This window comes from Arthrobacter sp. ZBG10 (assembly GCF_001238605.1).
Taxonomy (GTDB): Bacteria; Actinomycetota; Actinomycetes; order Actinomycetales; family Micrococcaceae; genus Arthrobacter.
Map to the genome: position 1 here is coordinate 16,827 of NZ_LFQH01000061.1, position 18,948 is coordinate 35,774.

Sequence of the window (18,948 nt, forward strand, 5' to 3'; positions counted from 1 at the left end):
GGAAGTGGTGGAGTCAGGCCGGGCCGGGACCGCACGTCAGTGCCGGCCCCGGCCCCCGGAGGAACTGGCTGTTACTTGTTGTCCTGCCAGAGCTTGTTGATCTCGTCCTTGACCTTGTCGCCGCCGCTGGTGTTCCAGAGCTTGATGGCGTCCTTCAGCCCCTGCTCATCGGTCTGGCCTGCGAGGTACTTGATCCGCGCGTCGGAGACGATGTTGTCCAACTGGGCGCCCTTGGCCACGTAGGTGGCGGATACAAACGGTGCTGCCGGGTTGTAGACGGCGCTCTTGAGGTCCTCGGCCATGACTTCGGTACGCTTGTCGAAGACCTGCTGCTCGTAGTCGGTGGGCTGCTTGACCGGGTAGAAGGTGTTGCCGGCCACGTTCATGCCCAGCTGCGCGAAGCTCTTGATATCCGTGCTGACCGCCTTGCCTTCCTCCGTTTCAGGCTTGATGGTGGCAGCCTTGCCGTCTTCCAGGGCGAAGTTGACGCCCTCAATGCCGTTGTTGAGCAGGACTGCGACGTCCTTGCCGTTCATGGTGTTGAGGAATTCCAGGACCTTGGTCAGTTCCGCTTCGGTCCGGACGCTGGTCTTGGGGATGGCCAGGAAGCCCGAGTACCCGTCCGAGGGGTGGGCGTGGAGCTCGCCGTCGGGACCCTTAAGGTTCCCCACGAAGCCCACCTTGTTTTCAAAGTTGTTGGGGTCGGCCTGCTTGAAGAGGGTCACCAGCACGCTGACCCGGGAGTCGACGTCGACAATGATGCCGCCCTTGCCGTTGAAGAAGGGTTCGTTCCATTTGGTGCCATCAAAGGTGGCGAAATCCGGGTTGATGAGCTTTTCATCCACCATCTTTTTGACGAACCTGTTGGCTTCAAGGAATTCGTCGGTTTCGAAGCTGGGGATCAGCTTGCCGTCCTTCTCGGTCCAGCGGTTCCCGGCGCCGTACCATTCCTCGATGATGTCGTACGGGCTGTTGGTGCCCAGGGCGCCCCACTTGGGGATGGTGATGCCCCAGGTGTCGTTCTGGCCGTTGCCGTCCGGGTCCTGTTCGGTGAAGGCCTTGGCCACCTTGTACAGGTCCTCGGTGGTTTTAGGCGGCTGCAGGCCCAGCTTGTCCAGCCAGTCCTGGCGGAACATCACGGCGGCGCGCATCGGGGCGCGGCCGCGGTAGACGCCGTAGACCTTGCCGTTGATGCTGGCGTTCTGCTGGATGTCCGGGAACGTGGTCTTCAGGTTGGGGTAGGCAGCCAGCTTGTCGGTGAGGTCCCAGAAGGCGCCGGCCTCGGCGTTTTTGACGAAACCGGGCGTTTTGCCTTGGATGACCATGACCTGCGGGATCTCGGAGGACGCCAGGGTGATGTTGGTTTTGTCCTCGTAGGAGGCGTTGGGCGTCCAGGTGATGTTGATGTCCTTGCCGGTCAGCTCCTCAAGCTTCTTCTGCACGGCACCATCCGCGCCGGGCGGCTGCGCTTCGAGGAACGGGGCCATGATGGACACGCTGGTGAGGTCTGCGGCGGGCGTTTCGCCGCCGCTGCAGGCGGTGAGGGAGACGGCGGCAACGGTGACGACGGCGGCGGCCAGGGTCAGTTTCCTACGGATCATGATTGTTCCTTTTCCACTTCTTCGGGGTTCTTGTGCGGGTCAGTTCAGTAAGGCGTGCTGGGTTGATACGTTTCAGTTTTGCGGTGGCCGGTTTGGGCGGCGACCGGTTTGGGCCGGCCGGCTGCGCGGCAAAGGCCAGCCAGGGCAGGGCGGGATGGGACGGATGAGGGCAAGGGCAAGGGCAAGGGCTGGGCACGATGGCCAAGCGGGCCGGCTGCTGGCAGCACCGGACCACCGGCCCGCGTGCGCCGGGATCTCAGGTGGGAGTAGTCCCCTGCAGGACCCGGCCCGGCGTGGCCCCGGGCACCAGGGTGGCCGCAGCCGCCGGTTCAGGTGCCGGGGTGGCGGTTGCTCCCCCGGCGTCGGCCACCGATTCATCGTTGGCCGTAAAGAACCGGTCGCAGAGCCAACCGGTGATGTACAGCCAGGCGCCGATGCTGAAGAACGGAATCAGGCCACGCAGGCTGCTGCTGGCAAAAAAAACTGCCGCAGAGACGAAAAGCAGGATCACGGTGCCGGCCAGGTGCCGGACCGCAAAACGTGATGACATCAGCAGGTACTGCGCCAGCGGCAGCTGGTACCGCGCATACATGGGGAACACATGGCAGGCGATGCCGGCAAAAACGAGGGCCAGCACAAAGATCAGGGCTGCCATAACCTCGGCAAGAACCCCGGCTGCTCCGGCGAACCAGTTCCAGTTCAGGAACAGCGCCAGTGACACTCCCATCAGCGGCAGCGCCAGGGCGTTGGCCCGGACGAAGTTGCGGAAGTAGCCGGCCACAAAGCCACGCAGCAGGGGTGCGGCCTCACCCCTGGACCGCTTGCGCACCAGGATCTGCGCCGAGGCCGTGGCCGGGCCTGCGCCCAGGATGCCGAGACCCAGCAGGGCGAAGACGATCCACAGCAGGTTCAGGCAGGCGATCCACAGCAGGGTGTCAAAGAACGAGTAGGCCCGGGCGCTGAAGGTTCCAGACAGCATGGCTCAACTCCCTTCTCCATCGTTGCAGAATTGTGGGCTTGCGTGGTCCACGTCACGCAAGTAATCGGTTTCTCGAAAATGTAGACCCTTGCCGGCAGTAACGTCAAGCCTCGGTTTGAATCGTTACAGAGCTGGACGGTCCGGCCGGGCATGGCGCACACTTGAACGTGGAAAGCGCTTGCTGGCATCGTGGCCGGCACCATCACCTTGCCCCGGAACGGGGGCGGAACTGGAGAACCATGGGCACGCCCGCCGGAACACTGTCCCCGAAAGCCGACCCGGAAGGCGGACCCCTGGCCGCTCCTGCCGCGCGGGTCGCGTTGGTGGGGGTGCACGGGTTCGGCACGCACCACCTCCGCAACCTGGAGCGGCTGGCAGCGGCGGGTGAGGTTGACCTGGTGGCGGTGGCTGATCCGCAGCCACCCGCCGAAGGTTCCGTCCCGCCGTCGGCGGCTGTATTTCCGGGCCTGGCGGAGCTGCTGGCCGGCACGCAGGACCTGGACCTGATCATCGTGGCCACCCCCATCCAGACCCACGCGCCGCTGGGCCTTGCCGCGCTCACCACGTCCGCCGATCTGTACCTGGAGAAGCCGCCCGTGGCGTCCCTGGCGGACTTCAACCGGCTGGCCGACGCCGCGGCAGCCAGTGGCCGGAGCGTCCAGATCGGCTTCCAAAGCCTCGGCTCCCATGCACTCGGGGCCATCGGGGAACTGCTGGCCGCCGGCACCATCGGCACTCTGCAGGGCATCTCAGCCACCGGCCGCTGGGTACGGGACAAGGCCTACTACAAGCGCTCCCGCTGGGCCGGCAAGCGCAGCATCGACGGGGTGGATGTGGTGGACGGCGTCGCCACCAACCCCCTGGCCCATGCGGTGGCCACAGCCCTCCGGATCGCCGGCGCCCGCACCACTGCCGATGTCGTGTCGGTGGAAACGGAGCTGTACCGGGCCAACAGCATCGAATCGGATGATACGTCCGTCATCCGCATCCGCACCGCGGCCGGGCTGCCCATCACGTGCGCCCTGACCCTGTGCGCGGGGGAGCCGGTGGAGCCTTATGTGACGCTGCACGGTTCCGCCGGGACCGCGGTCTTCCACTACACCGAGGACCGGCTGACTGTCCGGACGGCCGCCGGCACCACGGAGGAAACCTTCGGCCGCGAGGACCTGACCGGCAACCTCCTGGCCCACCGCCGCAACGGCGAGCGGCTGATCAGCCCCCTGCTGGACAGCGGCGCCTTTATGCTGGTGCTCGAGGCCATCCGGACCGCCCCGCTGCCCGCGCCGATCGATGGCGCATACGTCCAATGGGTCGGTGACGCCGACGCGGCCCACGCCGTGGTGACGGGCATCGAGGAAGCCCTGGAGCAGGCAACCAGCCGGCATGCCACCTTCAGCGAACTGGGGCTGCCTTGGGCAAGCACCGCTCCCACCGCTTTTACCCTGCCCGCCTGATGCCTGCGACGGAGGGACCGCTGGCAGGGTTGGATGAAGACCCGGCCGACGGCGGTGCAGGCCACCTTCTCGCCGTTGGCCTGCTCACCGATGGGCTGACAGGGTGCCTGACGGCGTCGCTGCGCCCGGCATTCAGCTGGCAGTTCGATCAACCAGTCGGGGCGGATCCCGCGCTGGCCCGCCAAACCGGCTACCGGATTGTTGTGCAGGATGGGCAGGGCGCGGTGCTGTGGCGCTCGGGCACCGTCCCGGCAGCCGGCCACCGGGGTGTTCCGTACGGCGGGCCGGACCTCGACGGCGATACGGACTACGCGTGGCAGGTCCAGGTGCTGGACGCAGCGGGCATCCCTGGTGATTGGAGCGGCCCGACTGCGTTCACCACGGGGCCCGCCGCGGACGGCTGGGACGCCGAATGGCTCCGGCGCGCGCCCGGCGGCCGCGTTCCGGCAGCCATCCTGGCCGGCGCATTGCGTGTGGCCGGCACGCCGTTCCTTCCGGTTCCGGTCCCGCCGGTCCGCAGCTTCCGCCTGGTGGCCCGGCTCCGGCCGGCCATGGGCTGGGCCGGGATCATCCTGCGCAGCTCCGGCCCGGGCACCGGCCTGCTGCTGGAACTGAATTCGGCGGGCACCCTGGTCCTCCGGCATGCCCCGGACTGGGAGATCCCGGCCCCCGGTACCCCGGATACCCAGGTCCTGGCCACGGTTCAGGCCGCGCCCCGGGGCAAGGTCCATCAGGCCCGGCTGCCCGGCAAGGACCTGTACGCCGGGTCCTGGCACAACCTCGTGGTCTCGGACGACGGAACCACCGTCACCGCGGCCCTGGACGGCGAGGAACTGCTGGCGGTGCAGACCTCCGAAGGAGCCCCGGCAGCACCCGCCGCGAACGGCGCGGCACCCCACCCGGGGCCGGACTCCCCCGCGTTTACCCCGCACGGCCAGCTGGCCCTGCATCAGGGCCCGCGCAGCCAGGCGGAGTACGCCTCGCTGCGCATCACCGGATCCGCAGCGGCAGCGCCGGCCGGAAAGACCGCCCCACAGGATGCCCTGCTGCTGGACCACCGGTTCGACGGCACCGACGAGCACGCCGCCGCGTGCCTCGCCCACTGGCCACACACCGCGGCACACCGGCAGCCGGACGAGTGGACGATCTTCCGTAAGGATCTCCCGCTGACCGGCACCGTCCGGCGGGCCCGGCTGTTTATGGCCGCCAACCATCACGCGCAGCTCGCCCTGGCCGGCGTGCCCGCGCTGTCCAGCACCTCGTTCGGCTACCCCGGCGAGGGCTACTATGATGCGGCAGACGTCACGGCCCTGCTCGCCGCGCAGCCCACGGGCATCCCGGTTCCGCTCACTGCCGTGCTGCACTGGTACGGCCCGGGCCAGGGCCGGGCGGCGGGCCTGCCCGGCCTGCTGGTCCGGCTCAGCGTGGACTACAACGACGGCCGGCGCGAGGTCTTCGGCTCCGGGCCGGACTGGCACGCGGGCGAAGCGCCCTACCGGCAGGCTGGTTACCGCAACGATGAGGGCGACCCCGTGGAGCACCTGGACGGCCTGGCCGCAGCGGCGCCGCCCGCCATCACGGACCTTCCACACGCCATCAGCCTGGGCAGGCACCCGGTGGCGGACTTTCCCCTGCTGCACCCCCGACGGACGTCGATGGCCGAGGACTTCGTGGCGCCGCAGGCTTTCCTGCGGGCCGAGGACGGCACCCTGGTGGCTGATTTCGGCCAGGTCCTGCCCGGCCGGCCGGAAGTCGTTTTCCGCGCCGGCGTCCCGGGCCGGACGGTCCTGATCCGGGCCGGCTACACCCTGCGGCCGGACGGCCGCGTGGATGCCGGCAAAACAGCCAGCCAAAACACGGACATGTCCTTCCCCTACACCCAGGCGGCGGGGCCGCAACGCTTCCGGGCCGCCGTGCACCTGGGCTTCCGGTACCTCGAGCTTCCCGGCGTGGATGCCAGCGACGTGACCCGGATGGGTGCCGTTGTGGTGCATGCCCGGCACCCGGACATGGGCAGCTTCGGCAGCTCGGATGCCACGCTGGATGCCGTGTTCGGGCTGCTGCGCGACTCGGCGCTGTACGGCGTGCAGGAACAGTTCGTGGACACCCCCACCCGCGAAAAGGGCCAATTCCTGGCCGATGCGGTCAATATCTCCTACGCCACCATGGCCCTGTTCGGCGAACACGCCTACACCGCCCAAGCGCTTCGGGAGTTCGGCTGGTCCGCGGCCCGGTACTGGCAGGACCCGGCCGAGCGCGGCCGCTACAACGCCGTCTATCCCAACGGCGACGGGAAGCGGGACATCCCGGATTTCTCCCTGATGCTGCCGGAATGGACGGCCGAATACCATCACCGGACCGGTGACACTGCCTTGGTCGGGGATCTGCTGCCGCACCTGCGCGACACCGCGGACTACGCAATGCGCCACCTCGCCACGGAAGGGCCGACGGCGGGACTGGTCACCGAACTGGGCGGCGGCTCCGGGCCCTACCTGCACGGCATCGTTGACTGGCCGGAGCCCGGCCGGTTCGGGTACGACATGGCCTGCGCCGCCAAGACCACCGTCAACGCCCAGGCCTATTCGGCGCTGCTGGCCACGGCCGGACTCTGCGCCGCCGCCGGCCAGGAGGAAGCAGGCATCCGGTATGCAGCGGCTGCACGCACCCTTGGGCACTCCATCCGTACCCGGCTGCGGGTGGACGGCGTGATGGTGGATGGGCTGCACGCCGACGGCACACCCAGCTCCCACGCCTCCCAGCATGCAACGTCCTTCCCGCTCTCGCTGGGCATCACGGACCCGGCGCATACAGCCGGCGATGCCCGCCGGGCAGCTGGGATGGGGATGCAACAGGGCCCGCTCACGGTGCACCGGCTGGTGCGGGCGTTGCTGGCGGCGGGCCTGACGGATGCGGTCCTTGACCTCCTGACAACCAAGGACCAGCCAGGGTGGGCTGCGTTGCTGGAGCGCGGCGCCTCGTTCACCTGGGAAGCCTGGGACCTGGTTGAGGGCACCGACTACAGCCAGTCGCACGCCTGGTCGGCCTCCGTGGTCAAGGAAATCCTGGAGCACCTGCTGGGCGTCCGCTTCACGGTGCCCGGCGGCAGCGAGGTCCTGGTGGAGCCGCCGCTGTGCCGGTTGGCGCACGCCCACGGTTCAGTCCCGGTGGCCAGCGGAAACGTCGCCGTGGCCTGGCGACGGGCCGGCGGGCTGATGCACCTGGAACTTACGGTTCCGGCCGGCGTCACCGCTGCCGTCCGCCTGCCGGCCGGCACCTACAAGGTCGAAGGCCCGGGGGCGGGGGCCGCCGTCGTGCGCTCCGGCCCGGAAGACGAAGGCAATGCCGGATCCACCCGGGACTTCCGGGTCCACCCGGGCGCTTGGGTGTTCACGCCCACAACAGGATAAGCATCCGCTCCCAACAGACCCTTGCGCGAGATGGCACTTCGCGGCAATGTTCGGCACCGCGACTGCCGCCAAGTGCCATCTCGCGGGGTGGGTAGGTGGGCGGCCGCCTAGAGGAGCGCGCTCTGCGCTTCCGAAAGAGCCCGCTTCGCGGCCTCCGCCGGTGACAACCGGCTGAAGTGGACTTCCAGGGAGTAGCGGGTCAGGGCCTCGACGGCGGCGCTGCCACCGGCCGGCGGCACGGGGACCGCACCGCCCAGCTCACTGGAGATCTCGTCGATGAATTTGGCCGTCTTGGCATCGGCCGGGGTCAGCTTGTCGGCCACGGCTGCCCTGATGTCGGAGTTGGCCGGAATGCCCCGGTCTGCAAGCCCGATGTCACCGGCGGCAGCGTTGTTGGTGACGAAGTCGATGAACTTCTGCGCCTCGGCCGGGTGCTTTGTCCTGGAGCTGGCGGACCAGAACATGGACGACTTGTAAAACTGCTGGGCTTCCGCGGCCTTGCCGGCAACGCTTGGCGGCCGGAGGACGGCCAGGTCCTGCCCGGATGCCTTGCTGAGCGCACCCAGCTGGTTGGACCAGTACATGTTCATCACGAACCGTCCGGTGGCCAGGCCCTGCTGGTCAATTGAGGCGCTGGCATCCTCGGTAATGATGGAAGCGGGCGGAACAGCTTTCGAATCGCGCATCCTGGCCTGGTACTCGTACCACTCCGTCAGGGCTGCCTCGTCAAAGCCGAGTTTGCCCTCGCTGGTGAACAGGGACTTGCCGTGCTGCCGGAACCACAGGTTGGCAGCGGCGTCGCTGTTGACCTGCCCGGTTCCGTATACGCCGTCAGCGCTGGCCTTGGTGATGTCCGCAGCCGTGGAATCGAGGTCGTCCCAGGTCCAGGTCTTGTCATCCGGCAGTGCGACACCGCTGGCGGCAACCAGGGCCGGGTTGGCCAGCACCACCATGGCGTTCACGCCGCTGGTCACGGCATACTGCTTGCCGTCCACCTTGCCGGAATCCGCCACGGGCTGGTCGAATTTGGACAGATCCACGTCCTTGAGCTCCAGCAGGGCACCGCGCCCGGAGTACTCGCCCAGATAGGCGGCGTCCATCTGGATGACGTCCGGCGCATCCTGGGAGGCCACCTGCGTGGCCAGCTTGTCCCAGTAACCACTCCAGTCGCCATACTCCCCCTTCACCTTAATGTTGGGGTTTTCAGCCTCGAAGGCAGCAATCAGCTTCTCGGTGAGCTTATGGCGGGTGTCCGAACCCCACCAGCTGAACCGCAGCGTGACCGGCCCATCCTGGTCCGCCGGCGCACCCCCACAACCCGAGACGGCCAGGACCACCGCCGTGAGCAGGGCCGCTGTTGCGGGAAGGGCGGGCTTTTTGGCGCGAAACATCATTGTTCATCCTCTGTTCTGGCAGTGGAGCGTCCATAGAAACCGCTTTCCGAACCAGACTAAGTGTGATGTGAATTACGCGTCAAGACCTCACAGAATCTTACTTTTTCAATCACCGGCGGTGCTGCGGACCCGCACGCGACGGCCGTGGAGCCACAGGAGCAGGCCAATCACGACGGCGGACACCACACAAAGTGCGCCCGTCACCACCAGCCCGGTCCGGACGCCTAACTGTTCCGTCAGCCAGCCGGCCAGCAGTCCACCCAGGGCGTGCCCGCCCATCAGCAACGGCAGATACAGTGCCATGACCCGCCCGCGGACAGCCGGCCCGGCCTCGAGTTGGACGGCGGTGGCTGCGCTGGTCAGGAACAGCAGGGTCATCAGCCCCACCACCACCAGCATCACCATAAACGTCTCCACGGTGGGCATCAATGCCGCAGCAGCCTGGGCGATGCCAAAGCCTGCGGCGGCGGCCACGATGCCCTTCCGGCCCATCCGTCCCAGCCTCGCGGCGAGCAGCGCGCCGGCAAGGGCGCCCACGGCGCTGACGGTGTTGAACAGGCCAAAGCCTGCCACCCCGTTGTGCCAGACGCGTTCCGCGAAGGCAGCCAGCACCACCGGACCGTTCATTCCAAACGCACCCAGCAGGCCGGCCAGCAAGATCGTGAGCAGCAGCCTGGGCCGGTCCCGCACGTAGCTGAAACCGGCCAGGAGCTGGCCTCGGCCCCGCACCGCAGGAGTGCCGGGGTGCAGCTCAGCGCTGCGCATGGCCGCAATCAGGCCCAGCACCAGCACCCCGATCAGGGCGTTGGCGGCAAAGGCCGCTGCGGATCCGGCCTGGGCAATCAGGATTCCGCTCAGTGCCGGCCCGGCCATGGCGCCCAGCTGGCCCAGGGCGTTGTTGAGCCCGATCGCCGGCCGCAGCGCCGCGTCCCCCACCACCTCGTTGACAAAAACCTGGCGGGCAGGCTGGTCAACCGCCGCGGTGATGCCCAGCGCCACGCAGCTGGCGTACACCGCCCAAACTGTGATGGAGCCGGAGGCGACCCACGCCGCCAGGCCCAGCGCCAGGAGGATGATGACCGACTGGCACACCATCATGATCCTGCGCTTCGGGAACAGGTCCACCACCAGTCCGGCCAGCGGACCCACAATCAGCATGGGCAGGAACTGCAGCGCCACGGCCACGCCCACCGCCGCGGGACTGCCGGTCAGCTGCAGCACCAGCCAGTCCTGGGCCAGCCGCTGCATCCAGACTCCCACGCTGCCTGCCAGCTGCATGCCCAGGTAAAGCCGGTAGTTGTGCCGCAGCAGCGGGTGGTACCAGCGCAGCTGGCCCGCGGCGGGCAGCGGGCCGGAACCGGTCCGGGGGTTGGCGGAGCTGGAGCTTTCGGCGGGGTGCTGCTCGGGGGACACGTCGCTCAACTCGGTAGTGATGGGCATTAAAACAGGGCGGGCCGCCGGAATGGGCCCCGCGGGTGCTTCAGGCGCGGGCTGAACGGATTTTCACGGCAGCGGAAGCGAGGACCAGCATGCCGGGGACCACCACAAACAGGGCCACCAGCATCCAGACAAACACCACGGAACCGAAGATCGCCACGGCCAGCAGGACCGAGCCGGTCCAGTCCCGGAGGGAGATCGACTGCGCAGCGGCCAGCGCGGACTGCCAGGTTCCCCTGGCATCGGCCCGGTCCCCGGCGAAGTCGGACCAGGCGGACGCGGTGCGCAGCAGCAAAATGGTGGCGCAGGTGGCCAGGACCAGGGTGGCGGGAAGCACCACTTCCCGGCCCGGCAGCTGGCCCACCCAGGCGAGGAGAAGGTTGAGGATAATCACGACGGCGGCGGCCGCCGTCGTGATTCCCAGTTTCCAGCTGCCGGGCAGCGCCGCCCGGAACGTTCCCCAAAGGCTCCGGACGGAATCGTCGCGGCCCGAGAGGTGGCGTTCCAGGTGGGCGATGCCGGCGGCATAGGCTGCGGGGATGGTGACCAGCGGAATGGACAGCACCAGCACCAGCACCCCCGCCAGCAGGGTTTCGGAAAACAGCGCGAAGCGGTTCACCGGGAGGGGCTCCGGCCGGCCCGGTACGGGTGTGGTGCTGTCCATGATGCTCATTTCCTGCTCCGTCAGCCTTTGAGGCCCTGGGTGGAGACGCCTTCAACAATGTACCGCTGGAAGATCAGGAAGAAGATCAGCACCGGCAGCAGCGCCAGGACGGACATGGCGATCATGGCGCCGTAGTCGGAGGACTGGGTCTGGTCCACAAAGAGCCGCAGCGCCAGCGGAAGCGGGTACTTGTCCGGGGTGTTCAGGTACAGCAGGGGGCCCAGGAAGTCGTTCCAGCTCCAGATGAAGGAGAAGATCGACGTCGAAATCAGCGCCGGTTTCATCAGCGGAAGCATGATCGAGGTGAAGATCCGCACGTGGCCGGCACCGTCGATGCGTGCTGCCTCGTCCAGTTCTGCCGGGAGGTTGCGCATGAACTGGACCATCAGGAACACAAAGAACGCGTCAGCGGCGAGGAACTTGCCGATCAGCAGGGGGACGTAGGTGTCGACCAGGCCCAGCTGGTTGAAGATGATGTACTGCGGAATGATCACCACGTGGAAGGGCAGGAGCAAGGTGGCGATCATCATGCCGAAGAACACGCTGCGGCCGGGGAACTTGATCCGTGCGAAGGCGTATGCCGAAACGCTGGCTGAGAGGACGGTGCCGACGACGGCGCCGACGGCCAGGATCAGGGAGTTGGTGAAGAACTGCAGGGTGCTGACCCCGCCGATCCCGTCCATCGCCGTAACGAAGTTGTCCATGCTGAAGTTGCTGGACCACAGCGAGGTGTTGGTGCCGCCGATCTCGGAGTTCGGCTTGAAGGAGGACGCCACCATCCACAACGCCGGGTACAGGACCACAGCCGTGAGTGCCAGGGCCACGATGTGGAAGAGGGTGCTTTTGACCCGCTTGGCGCCCGTGGACTCGGATTTGGGGTTGTACTGGGGTACCTGGGCGTCGGGTGTGGAATGGGTGGGGGTTGCCGTGGTTGTCATTTTGCGTCCCCGCTGTAGTGGACCCAGGACTTGGACGTGCGGAAGATGATCAGGGTAATGATGCCCACAACGATCAGGAGCAGCCAGGCCATCGCCGAGGCGTAACCCATCCGGAAGTCGGAGAAGCCGCGCAGGTACAGGTAGAGGGTGTAGAAGAGGGTGGAACCGGCGGGGCCGCCTTCACCGTTTGAAATGATGTACGCCGAGCTGAAGATCTGGAACGCGTGGATGGTTTCCATCAGCAGGTTGAAGAAGACCACCGGGGAGAGCATGGGCCAGGTGATGTTGAAGAACTTACGCACCGGGCCGGCACCGTCCATGGACGCGGCTTCGTAGAGGTCCGCGGGGATCTGCTTGAGCCCGGCGAGGAAGATCACCATCGGGGCGCCGAACTGCCACACGGTCAGCAGGATGAACATCGGCATGGTCATGGTGGGGTTGCCCACCCAGCCGCCCAGGTTGATGCCGAAGAAGGACAGGCCCTGGTCCACGGGGCCGGAGTCCCCGAACATTGCCTTCCAGACAATGGCGATGGACACGGACGCGCCGATCAGGGACGGGGCGTAGAACGCGGACCGGTAGAAGCCCTGGCCCATGCGGGCGCTGTTGAGCAGCATCGCCACGGCGAGGGCGGCGGCGAGCTTGAGCGGGGTACCGAAAACCACGTAGCCCACGGTCACGCCCACGGACTGCATAAACCGTTCGTCCTGGAACATGGTGGCGTAGTTGTCCAGCCCGATCCACTTGGGCGGGTCGAACAGGTTGTAGTTGGTGAAGGAGAGGTACAGCGAGGAAACCATCGGTCCAAGGGTCAGGACAATGAATCCCAGCAGCCAGGGCAAGAGGAACGTATAGCCGGCGCGGGCGTCCACCCCTCGCTGCCGCGACTTGCGCGGCAGCGAGGAAGCGGACGTCGCTGAACGCCTGCTCAGGGTTGGGCTTTGAGTCACGAGTTCAGTCCGTCAGTCATGAAGCCTGGATCAGGCATTCTGCTTGATGAGGTCTTCGGCTTCCTTGAACCAGGCATCGGCGGCACCGTTGATGTCGAGCTTGCCGTAGTTCAGGTCCGAGGCAACCCGCTTGAAAGAGGTTTCAAGCGTGCCGAAGCCCACGATCGGGGGCTCGGGAGCGTCCTTGAGGTACTGCGCGATGGAGGTTTCGTAGTCCACCACCACCTTGTCGGTTCCTTCGAAGGTGGTTCCGTCCCGCTGGGTCTTGGACGCCGGAACGCCGCGGGAGGTCTTGAAGATCTGGCCCACCTCGGGGTCATTGACCATAAAGTCGATAAAGCGGGCTGCCGCGTCCTTGTATTTGGTCTTGGCGCTGGCAACCATCAGCATGGAGGGCTTCAGGAACAGGCCCAGGTTGTCCTTGTCGTCCGACGGAACCGGCACAAGCTTGAGTTCCTTGGCGCCGCTGTCACCGAGGTAGCCCGCCATGAAGTTGTCCCACGTGACCTCCGTGGCCGTGACGTTGGATCCGAACGGTGACTTGGGTGCCAGCTGGGTGACCCGCTCTTCGGAAATGATGGCGGGGGTGCCGCGCAGGTCGGCGGTGAGGTTCCACCACTTCTTGAGGTCGTCCTTGCTGAAGCCGAGCTTGCCCTCCGAGGTAAAGGCTTCGATGTTGTTCTGGCGCAGCCAGACGTTGAACATCCACCAGACGCCGGTGTAATCGGTGCTGCCGAAGAGGGCCCCGTTGCTCTTGCTGCCCACGGACACAAGGAATTCGTTGAATTCCTTGTAGGTCCAGCTGCCATCCGGTTCGGTGATGCCCAGTGAAGCCAGCTTGGCGGGGTCGTAGTAAACGGCGAAGGCGTTGGTGCTGGTGGGGATGCCGAAGGTCTTGCCCTTGATCTGGCCCGACGGCAGCAGGGACTTCTCGAAGGCGTCCGTGTTGATCTTCACGGTGCTGAGGTCCAGGAGCTGGTTGCGCTGGCCGTAGTCCCGCAGGTAGGACAGGTCCCACTGCATTACGTCCGGCAGGCCGCCGCCGGCAGCTTCGGTGGCACGCTTCTGCCAGTAGCCGGCGAAGTCGGTGAAGTTGCCGTTGACCTTGATGTCCGCGTTTTTGGACTCGAACAAGGCAATGGCCTTGCGGGTGCGCTCGGCGCGGTCGTCGTTGCCCCACCAGGTGTAGTTGATGGTGACGGGTTTTTCCGCTGAACCGGTTTCGCCGGAGCTGCTGGATCCTGTTCCACACGCAGCCAGTGCCGCGGCAGATGCGGTGCCGACGGCGACGGTGGTGATGAAGTGCCTTCTGTTGATCACGGGAGCCTCCTTGCTCGATGTGTGTAATACCGTCGGTCTCACCACAACACGGGCAGTGAGCTGGCTTACACGGCTTCTGAAACGATACAATATCCCTATTCCGGAATTTGGGCAAGCGTTTTCCAATGATCAGATGTCCTACCAAATTCCGGCCCTTCAGCAGACAAAGGAGTCCCATGACAGCGCAGGAACCCATCGGCCCGGCAAGCGTGTGGAACAACGTGGACGGTATCGGCTTCGGCGGCGATTACAACCCTGAGCAGTGGCCCACCAGCGTGCGCCTGGAAGACCTTGAGCTGATGCAGGAAGCCGGCGTGAACTTCCTCAGCGTCGGCATCTTTTCGTGGGCGCTGCTGGAACCCAGCGAAGGCACCTACGACTTCGGCTGGCTGGATGAGGTGCTGGACAACCTGGCGGGCATCGGCGTGAAGGTGGCCCTGGCCACCGCCACGGCGGCGCCGCCGGCCTGGCTGGTCCGCAAACATCCGGAAATCCTCCCGGTGACGGCTGACGGTACCGTGCTGGGACCGGGCTCACGGCGGCACTACACCCCGTCGTCGGCCGCGTATCGCCGCTACGCCACCGGGATCACCCGCAAACTGGCCGAACGCTACAAGGACCACCCCGCCCTGGCGCTCTGGCATGTGGACAACGAACTGGGCTGCCACGTCTCTGAGTTCTACGGCCCGGAAGACGCAGCGGCGTTCCGCGTGTGGCTGGAACGGCGCTACGGCGATATCGGCGCGTTGAACGCCGCCTGGGGTACCGCGTTCTGGAGCCAGAACTACGGCGCCTTCGACGAGATCCTGCCGCCGTCCGCCGCGCCCAGCACCCTGAACCCCGGCCAGCAGCTCGACTTCCAGCGCTTCAACTCGTGGGCGCTGATGGACTATTACCGCGACCTCGTGGCGGTCCTGCGGGAGATCACGCCCGCGGTCCCCTGCACCACCAACCTCATGGCGTCCAGCGCCACCAAATCCATGGACTACTTCGACTGGGCCAAGGACCTGGACGTCATCGCCAACGACCACTACCTGGTGGCGGCCGACCCCGAACGGCACATCGAACTGGCGTTCAGCGCGGACCTCACCCGGGGAATTGCGGGCGGCGACCCGTGGATCCTGATGGAACATTCGACGTCGGCCGTTAACTGGCAGCCGCGCAACCAGCCCAAGATGCCCGGTGAAATGCTCCGCAACTCGCTGGCGCACGTGGCCCGGGGCGCGGACGCCGTGATGTTCTTCCAGTGGCGGCAGAGCTTTGCCGGCTCCGAGAAGTTCCATTCGGCCATGGTCCCGCACGCCGGCCGGGACACCCGGGTGTGGCGCGAGGTGGTGGAACTCGGCGGCGCGCTGCAGCGGCTGGCGCCCGTGCGTGGTTCCCGGGTGGAATCGCGGGCGGCCATTGTCTTTGATTACGAGGCCTGGTGGGCCAGCGAAATAGATTCCAAGCCCAGCCAGGACGTGAAGTACCTGGATGTGCTGCGCGCCTTCCACCGGTCCCTGTTCCTGCGGGGCGTCTCCGTTGACATCGTGCACCCGTCGGCTTCCCTGGCCGGCTACGACCTGGTGCTCGTCTGCACGCTCTACGCCGTCAGCGACGAAGCCGCGGCCTCGGTTGCTGCTGCTGCGGCGGCCGGCGCCACCGTGCTGGTCAGCTACTTCAGCGGCATTGTGGACGGCTCGGACCACGTCCGGCTGGGCGGCTACCCCGGCGCCTTCCGGGACCTGCTGGGCATCCGCGTGGAGGAATTCCACCCGCTGCTGGCCGGGTCCGCGCTGAAGCTGGACGACGGCACCGTTGCCGCCGTCTGGAGCGAACACGTCCACCTCACCGGCGCGGAGGCCATCCGGTCCTTCACGGAATACCCGCTCGAAGGGGTTCCCGCCCTGACCCGGCACGCAGTTGGCGACGGCGCTGCGTGGTACCTCGCCACGTTCCCCGGCCCGGAGGGCATCGAGTCCGTGGTGGACAGGCTGCTTGCCGAATCCGGGGTTGGCCCGGTGGCCGCCGCCGACCCCGGCGTGGAGTTGACCCGGCGCCGCGCGGCGGACGGCAGCAGCTACCTTTTCGCCATCAACCACACCCGGGAGGCAGCCAGCGTCCGGGCTGCCGGCACGGATGTGCTGACCGGCGAGGCTTTCGCCGGTTCCGTGGGGGCCGGGCTGGTGGCGGTCATCGCGGAGGACTGAGCCGGGGGCCGGTCAGGGCTGCGTTTTGGACGCCGCCCTGGCCGCGGCTTCCACTCGGGCATGGTGCTCCGCCCAGCCGTCCGCACCACGGTCGGTGAGGTTGGGATCGCCCGGCCGGAAGCCGGCCTGGCCGTCAATCAGTTCACGGAGGATGTCGGCGTGGCCGGTGTGTTGGGCGGTCTCCACGCACAGGTGGACCAGGATCCGGTGCAATGTCACGGCCCTGCGCTCGACTGGCCACCACGGGACGGCGCCCGCGGCGTCCAGGGGCAGCGCCTCGATGGTGGCGTCCGCGTGCCCGGCGGAAAAGTGATGCAGCTCAACGATGTCCTCCCGGCTCTCCGCGGCGGTGGCCCACATGTCCGAGTCCGGGGCCGCGTCATCGTCCAGGCTGGGAAGGTGGCGTCCGCTCGGCCGGCCAAACACTTCGCCGAAGTAGCCCAGCTGGACACTGGCCACGTGCTTCACCAGCCCCAGCAGGTTGGTACCGGTGGGGGTCAGTGGCCTGCGGATGTCGTACTCGTCCAGGCCGTCCAGCTTGCCCAGCAGATCCTGCCGCCGGATCCGCAGGTAGCTGTGGAGGGTCTCCTTGTGGTCCATGTCCTGCACGCTACCGGCAACAGGGTCCGCTGGGCAGCCCCTGCACGGCACGGCGGAGATTCCGCCCTGCCGTGCGCCGGGAGAAACGGCTCGCCGCGCCGGCACGGTGACTGCCCGGCGCCCGGGCAGGCCCTCAAATGTCGTACCCCCTTGAGAGAATTTTCTTATGGACGCTTCTAGGGTTCAGCACACAGGGCAAGGCGCAAACGCCGCGCTTGCGTGCGGCGCTGGTCCGAATTTAGGGAGCGCCTCCTGCAGCACGGATGAGGCCGGCGTCGCAAAAGCGCTCACTGCGCTGGAGGCGGTCGCCGCGGCTGGGCCGGGCCAGCTGGCACTTGCCAGCTTCGCCGAGGCAGCCGAATACGCAAGCCAGATTGAGGAGATCTCCCGGACTCTGGAGTACGTGCAGATCCTCGCCGCCTCCGCCGTGGACCGCACCCGCGCGCAGGCCATCGCAGACGCCAGCCGCACCGGGACGGGCCGGACCTGGATCACCGGCTGGGACAACACCACCGGCAGCTCCGCTGACGTTGCTGGGAGCGACCCATCCTGGCCCCATGGCAGTCCCGACCCTGCCGGCCTGGGCGACGCAGCATTTGCTGCCGCCACAGCCCAGGCCTCCCCCGGTAGGGCCATGGGTTCACCGGCTGATGACGGGTGTAAAAACACCGCCGAGTTCCTCCGCATCCGGCTCCGGATTCCCGTCGCCGAAGCACATCGTCGTATAAGTCTTGCCGCCGCGGTACTGCCCCAGTCGGGGCTCACCGGCCACACCCAAGCACCGGCACGCCCGCAGCTCGCTGCCGCCCTTACCACCGGGTCCGTCGCCTCCCGCCCTGCGACCATCATTGCCCTGGCCCTCGACCACGTCAGCCACCACGTCACCGAAGACGTGACCACCCGGATGGAGCACGCCCTCACACAGGCAGCCGCCAACAACGACGCCGACTTCCTGGCCCGTATCGCCCGGCACTGGACCGAAGCGATCGACGCCGACGGCACCGAACCCAGTGAACACGAGCTGCGCCAGCGGCAAGGAGTCTTCATCCGGCCCGCCCGCCGCGGACTGAACCGCCTGGATATTTTCGCCACACCCGCCCAATACGAATGTCTCCTCACCGCCATGAGTACGGCCACCAACCCCAGGACCACCAACGCAAACAACTCCGATGGGGCATGCGACGCTGGGAACGCGGGTATCGGCAGTGAACCCGGACATACCGGTTCGGCCACAGCCACTGTGGACCCGGATCTCAACCTGGACCGGCGGACCCGCGCCCAGCAACTCCTCGACGGCCTGGTCGGGGCCTGTAAAACAGCCCTCACCTCCGGCAACCTCCCCAGCGCCGGAGGACTCCGCCCCCAGGTCCTGGTCACCATCGATTACCGTGACCTCCTGAACCGTCTGGAACAAACCACCGCCAAAGGACCCCGTTACGGCTACGGCACGTCCACAACCGGCGGCCGCCCGGTCCCGGACCCCGGTAGCATCCCGGGCGCCGGATCGTTTGCGTTCACTGGACCCGTCACCCCTGCGACCGTCCGCGAAATCGCCTGCGACGCCGACATCATCCCCATCCTCCTCGGCAGCGCAGGACGCATCCTCGACATCGGCCGGACCACCCGGATTTTCCCACCCCACATCCGCAAAGCCATCACCGCCCGCGACCACGGCTGCGCCTTCCCCAACTGCACCATCCCCGCCCCCTGGTGCGAAGCCCACCACATTTCCTACTGGTCACACGGTGGACCCACCAACACCGATAACGGCACCCTTCTCTGCACCAGCCACCACCACCTCATCCACAAGGAGCAATGGCAGGTACACGTCACAGACGGCGTCCCCTGGTTCATTCCGCCACCGCACATTGACCCGCGCCAAAAGCCACAGCGAAACCACCACCAGACATAAACCCGCATCGATCGGAGCGGCCTGGCGTCATGGCTGAAACCCGAAGCGCGGCAGGCGGCATCCGATCAGAAACGACGCAAAACACCCCGGCCCCGGCAGG

General features: G+C 67.0%; 13 protein-coding genes. 4 read left to right on the top strand and 9 right to left on the bottom strand.

The genetic code is table 11. The annotated features are described in order from the left end of the window. Nucleotides 1–71: 71 nt before the first annotated feature. Both ACU18_RS14865 and ACU18_RS14870 read right to left on the bottom strand, forming a co-directional pair. Complete coding sequence (locus tag ACU18_RS14865) at nucleotides 72–1,601, bottom strand: extracellular solute-binding protein (protein ID WP_050686756.1); 1,530 nt, start codon at nucleotides 1,599–1,601, stop codon at nucleotides 72–74. A 256-nt stretch (nucleotides 1,602–1,857) separates the two neighbouring features. After that, a complete protein-coding gene (locus ACU18_RS14870; protein ID WP_050686758.1) occupies nucleotides 1,858–2,580 on the bottom strand; it encodes a YesL family protein in 723 nt (240 codons plus the stop codon). A gap of 239 nt (nucleotides 2,581–2,819) precedes the next feature. Between ACU18_RS14870 and ACU18_RS14875 the strand changes: the two genes are divergently transcribed. Continuing rightward, entirely contained in the window at nucleotides 2,820–4,034 is a 1,215-nt protein-coding gene (locus tag ACU18_RS14875) for a Gfo/Idh/MocA family protein (protein WP_050686760.1), read from the top strand. After that, nucleotides 4,034–7,441 carry a family 78 glycoside hydrolase catalytic domain gene (locus tag ACU18_RS14880; RefSeq protein WP_050686779.1) on the top strand — a complete coding sequence of 1,136 codons (3,408 nt, stop codon included), beginning with the start codon at nucleotides 4,034–4,036 and terminating at the stop codon, nucleotides 7,439–7,441. Before ACU18_RS14875 ends, ACU18_RS14880 begins: the two co-directional genes overlap by 1 nt. A 107-nt stretch (nucleotides 7,442–7,548) precedes the next feature. Here the strand turns inward: ACU18_RS14880 and ACU18_RS14885 are convergent, their stop codons facing one another. The 6 genes from ACU18_RS14885 to ACU18_RS14910 all read right to left on the bottom strand — a co-directional run bounded on the left by ACU18_RS14885 (nucleotide 7,549) and on the right by ACU18_RS14910 (nucleotide 14,144). Next, nucleotides 7,549–8,835 (bottom strand): ABC transporter substrate-binding protein, encoded by a 1,287-nt coding sequence (locus ACU18_RS14885; protein ID WP_082178358.1) that lies wholly within the window; start codon nucleotides 8,833–8,835, stop codon nucleotides 7,549–7,551. A gap of 105 nt (nucleotides 8,836–8,940) precedes the next feature. Further along, nucleotides 8,941–10,113, bottom strand: coding sequence for an MFS transporter (locus ACU18_RS14890; RefSeq protein ID WP_231686100.1), 1,173 nt, complete (start codon nucleotides 10,111–10,113; stop codon nucleotides 8,941–8,943). Between the two features lie 202 nt (nucleotides 10,114–10,315). Next, a complete protein-coding gene (locus tag ACU18_RS14895; RefSeq protein ID WP_050686761.1) occupies nucleotides 10,316–10,945 on the bottom strand; it encodes a hypothetical protein in 630 nt (209 codons plus the stop codon). Between the two features lie 11 nt (nucleotides 10,946–10,956). Further along, complete coding sequence (locus tag ACU18_RS14900) at nucleotides 10,957–11,874, bottom strand: carbohydrate ABC transporter permease (protein ID WP_050686764.1); 918 nt, start codon at nucleotides 11,872–11,874, stop codon at nucleotides 10,957–10,959. After that, nucleotides 11,871–12,824: a carbohydrate ABC transporter permease gene (locus ACU18_RS14905; RefSeq protein ID WP_050686766.1), complete on the bottom strand. Its 954-nt coding sequence runs from the start codon at nucleotides 12,822–12,824 to the stop codon at nucleotides 11,871–11,873. The genes ACU18_RS14900 and ACU18_RS14905 overlap by 4 nt, the downstream gene beginning before the upstream one ends. Nucleotides 12,825–12,854: 30 nt before the next feature. Beyond that, on the bottom strand, nucleotides 12,855–14,144 hold the full coding sequence (locus ACU18_RS14910) for an ABC transporter substrate-binding protein (RefSeq protein ID WP_050686768.1): 1,290 nt from the start codon (nucleotides 14,142–14,144) through the stop codon (nucleotides 12,855–12,857). 176 nt (nucleotides 14,145–14,320) lie between these two features. On the opposite strand from ACU18_RS14910, the gene ACU18_RS14915 reads away from it, so the two are divergent. After that, entirely contained in the window at nucleotides 14,321–16,336 is a 2,016-nt protein-coding gene (locus ACU18_RS14915; RefSeq protein WP_050686770.1) for a beta-galactosidase, read from the top strand. A gap of 12 nt (nucleotides 16,337–16,348) precedes the next feature. Here ACU18_RS14915 and ACU18_RS14920 read toward each other — a convergent pair whose 3' ends face one another. After that, nucleotides 16,349–16,936 carry a DinB family protein gene (locus ACU18_RS14920; protein WP_050686773.1) on the bottom strand — a complete coding sequence of 196 codons (588 nt, stop codon included), beginning with the start codon at nucleotides 16,934–16,936 and terminating at the stop codon, nucleotides 16,349–16,351. 166 nt (nucleotides 16,937–17,102) lie between these two features. On the opposite strand from ACU18_RS14920, the gene ACU18_RS14925 reads away from it, so the two are divergent. Further along, nucleotides 17,103–18,848 carry an HNH endonuclease signature motif containing protein gene (locus tag ACU18_RS14925; protein WP_050686775.1) on the top strand — a complete coding sequence of 582 codons (1,746 nt, stop codon included), beginning with the start codon at nucleotides 17,103–17,105 and terminating at the stop codon, nucleotides 18,846–18,848. Nucleotides 18,849–18,948: the final 100 nt, after the last annotated feature.

Bases quoted from the DNA above. Each gene is read 5' to 3' on its own strand.
- ACU18_RS14900 (WP_050686764.1), bottom strand. From the start codon at position 11,874: ATGACAACCACGGCAACCCCCACCCATTCCACACCCGACGCCCAGGTA.
- ACU18_RS14875 (WP_050686760.1), top strand. From the start codon at position 2,820: ATGGGCACGCCCGCCGGAACACTGTCCCCGAAAGCCGACCCGGAAGGC.
- ACU18_RS14915 (WP_050686770.1), top strand. From the start codon at position 14,321: ATGACAGCGCAGGAACCCATCGGCCCGGCAAGCGTGTGGAACAACGTG.
- ACU18_RS14865 (WP_050686756.1), bottom strand. From the start codon at position 1,601: ATGATCCGTAGGAAACTGACCCTGGCCGCCGCCGTCGTCACCGTTGCC.
- ACU18_RS14880 (WP_050686779.1), top strand. From the start codon at position 4,034: ATGCCTGCGACGGAGGGACCGCTGGCAGGGTTGGATGAAGACCCGGCC.
- ACU18_RS14885 (WP_082178358.1), bottom strand. From the start codon at position 8,835: ATGATGTTTCGCGCCAAAAAGCCCGCCCTTCCCGCAACAGCGGCCCTG.
- ACU18_RS14870 (WP_050686758.1), bottom strand. From the start codon at position 2,580: ATGCTGTCTGGAACCTTCAGCGCCCGGGCCTACTCGTTCTTTGACACC.
- ACU18_RS14925 (WP_050686775.1), top strand. From the start codon at position 17,103: ATGGACGCTTCTAGGGTTCAGCACACAGGGCAAGGCGCAAACGCCGCG.
- ACU18_RS14890 (WP_231686100.1), bottom strand. From the start codon at position 10,113: ATGCAGCTGGCAGGCAGCGTGGGAGTCTGGATGCAGCGGCTGGCCCAG.
- ACU18_RS14895 (WP_050686761.1), bottom strand. From the start codon at position 10,945: ATGAGCATCATGGACAGCACCACACCCGTACCGGGCCGGCCGGAGCCC.
- ACU18_RS14920 (WP_050686773.1), bottom strand. From the start codon at position 16,936: ATGGACCACAAGGAGACCCTCCACAGCTACCTGCGGATCCGGCGGCAG.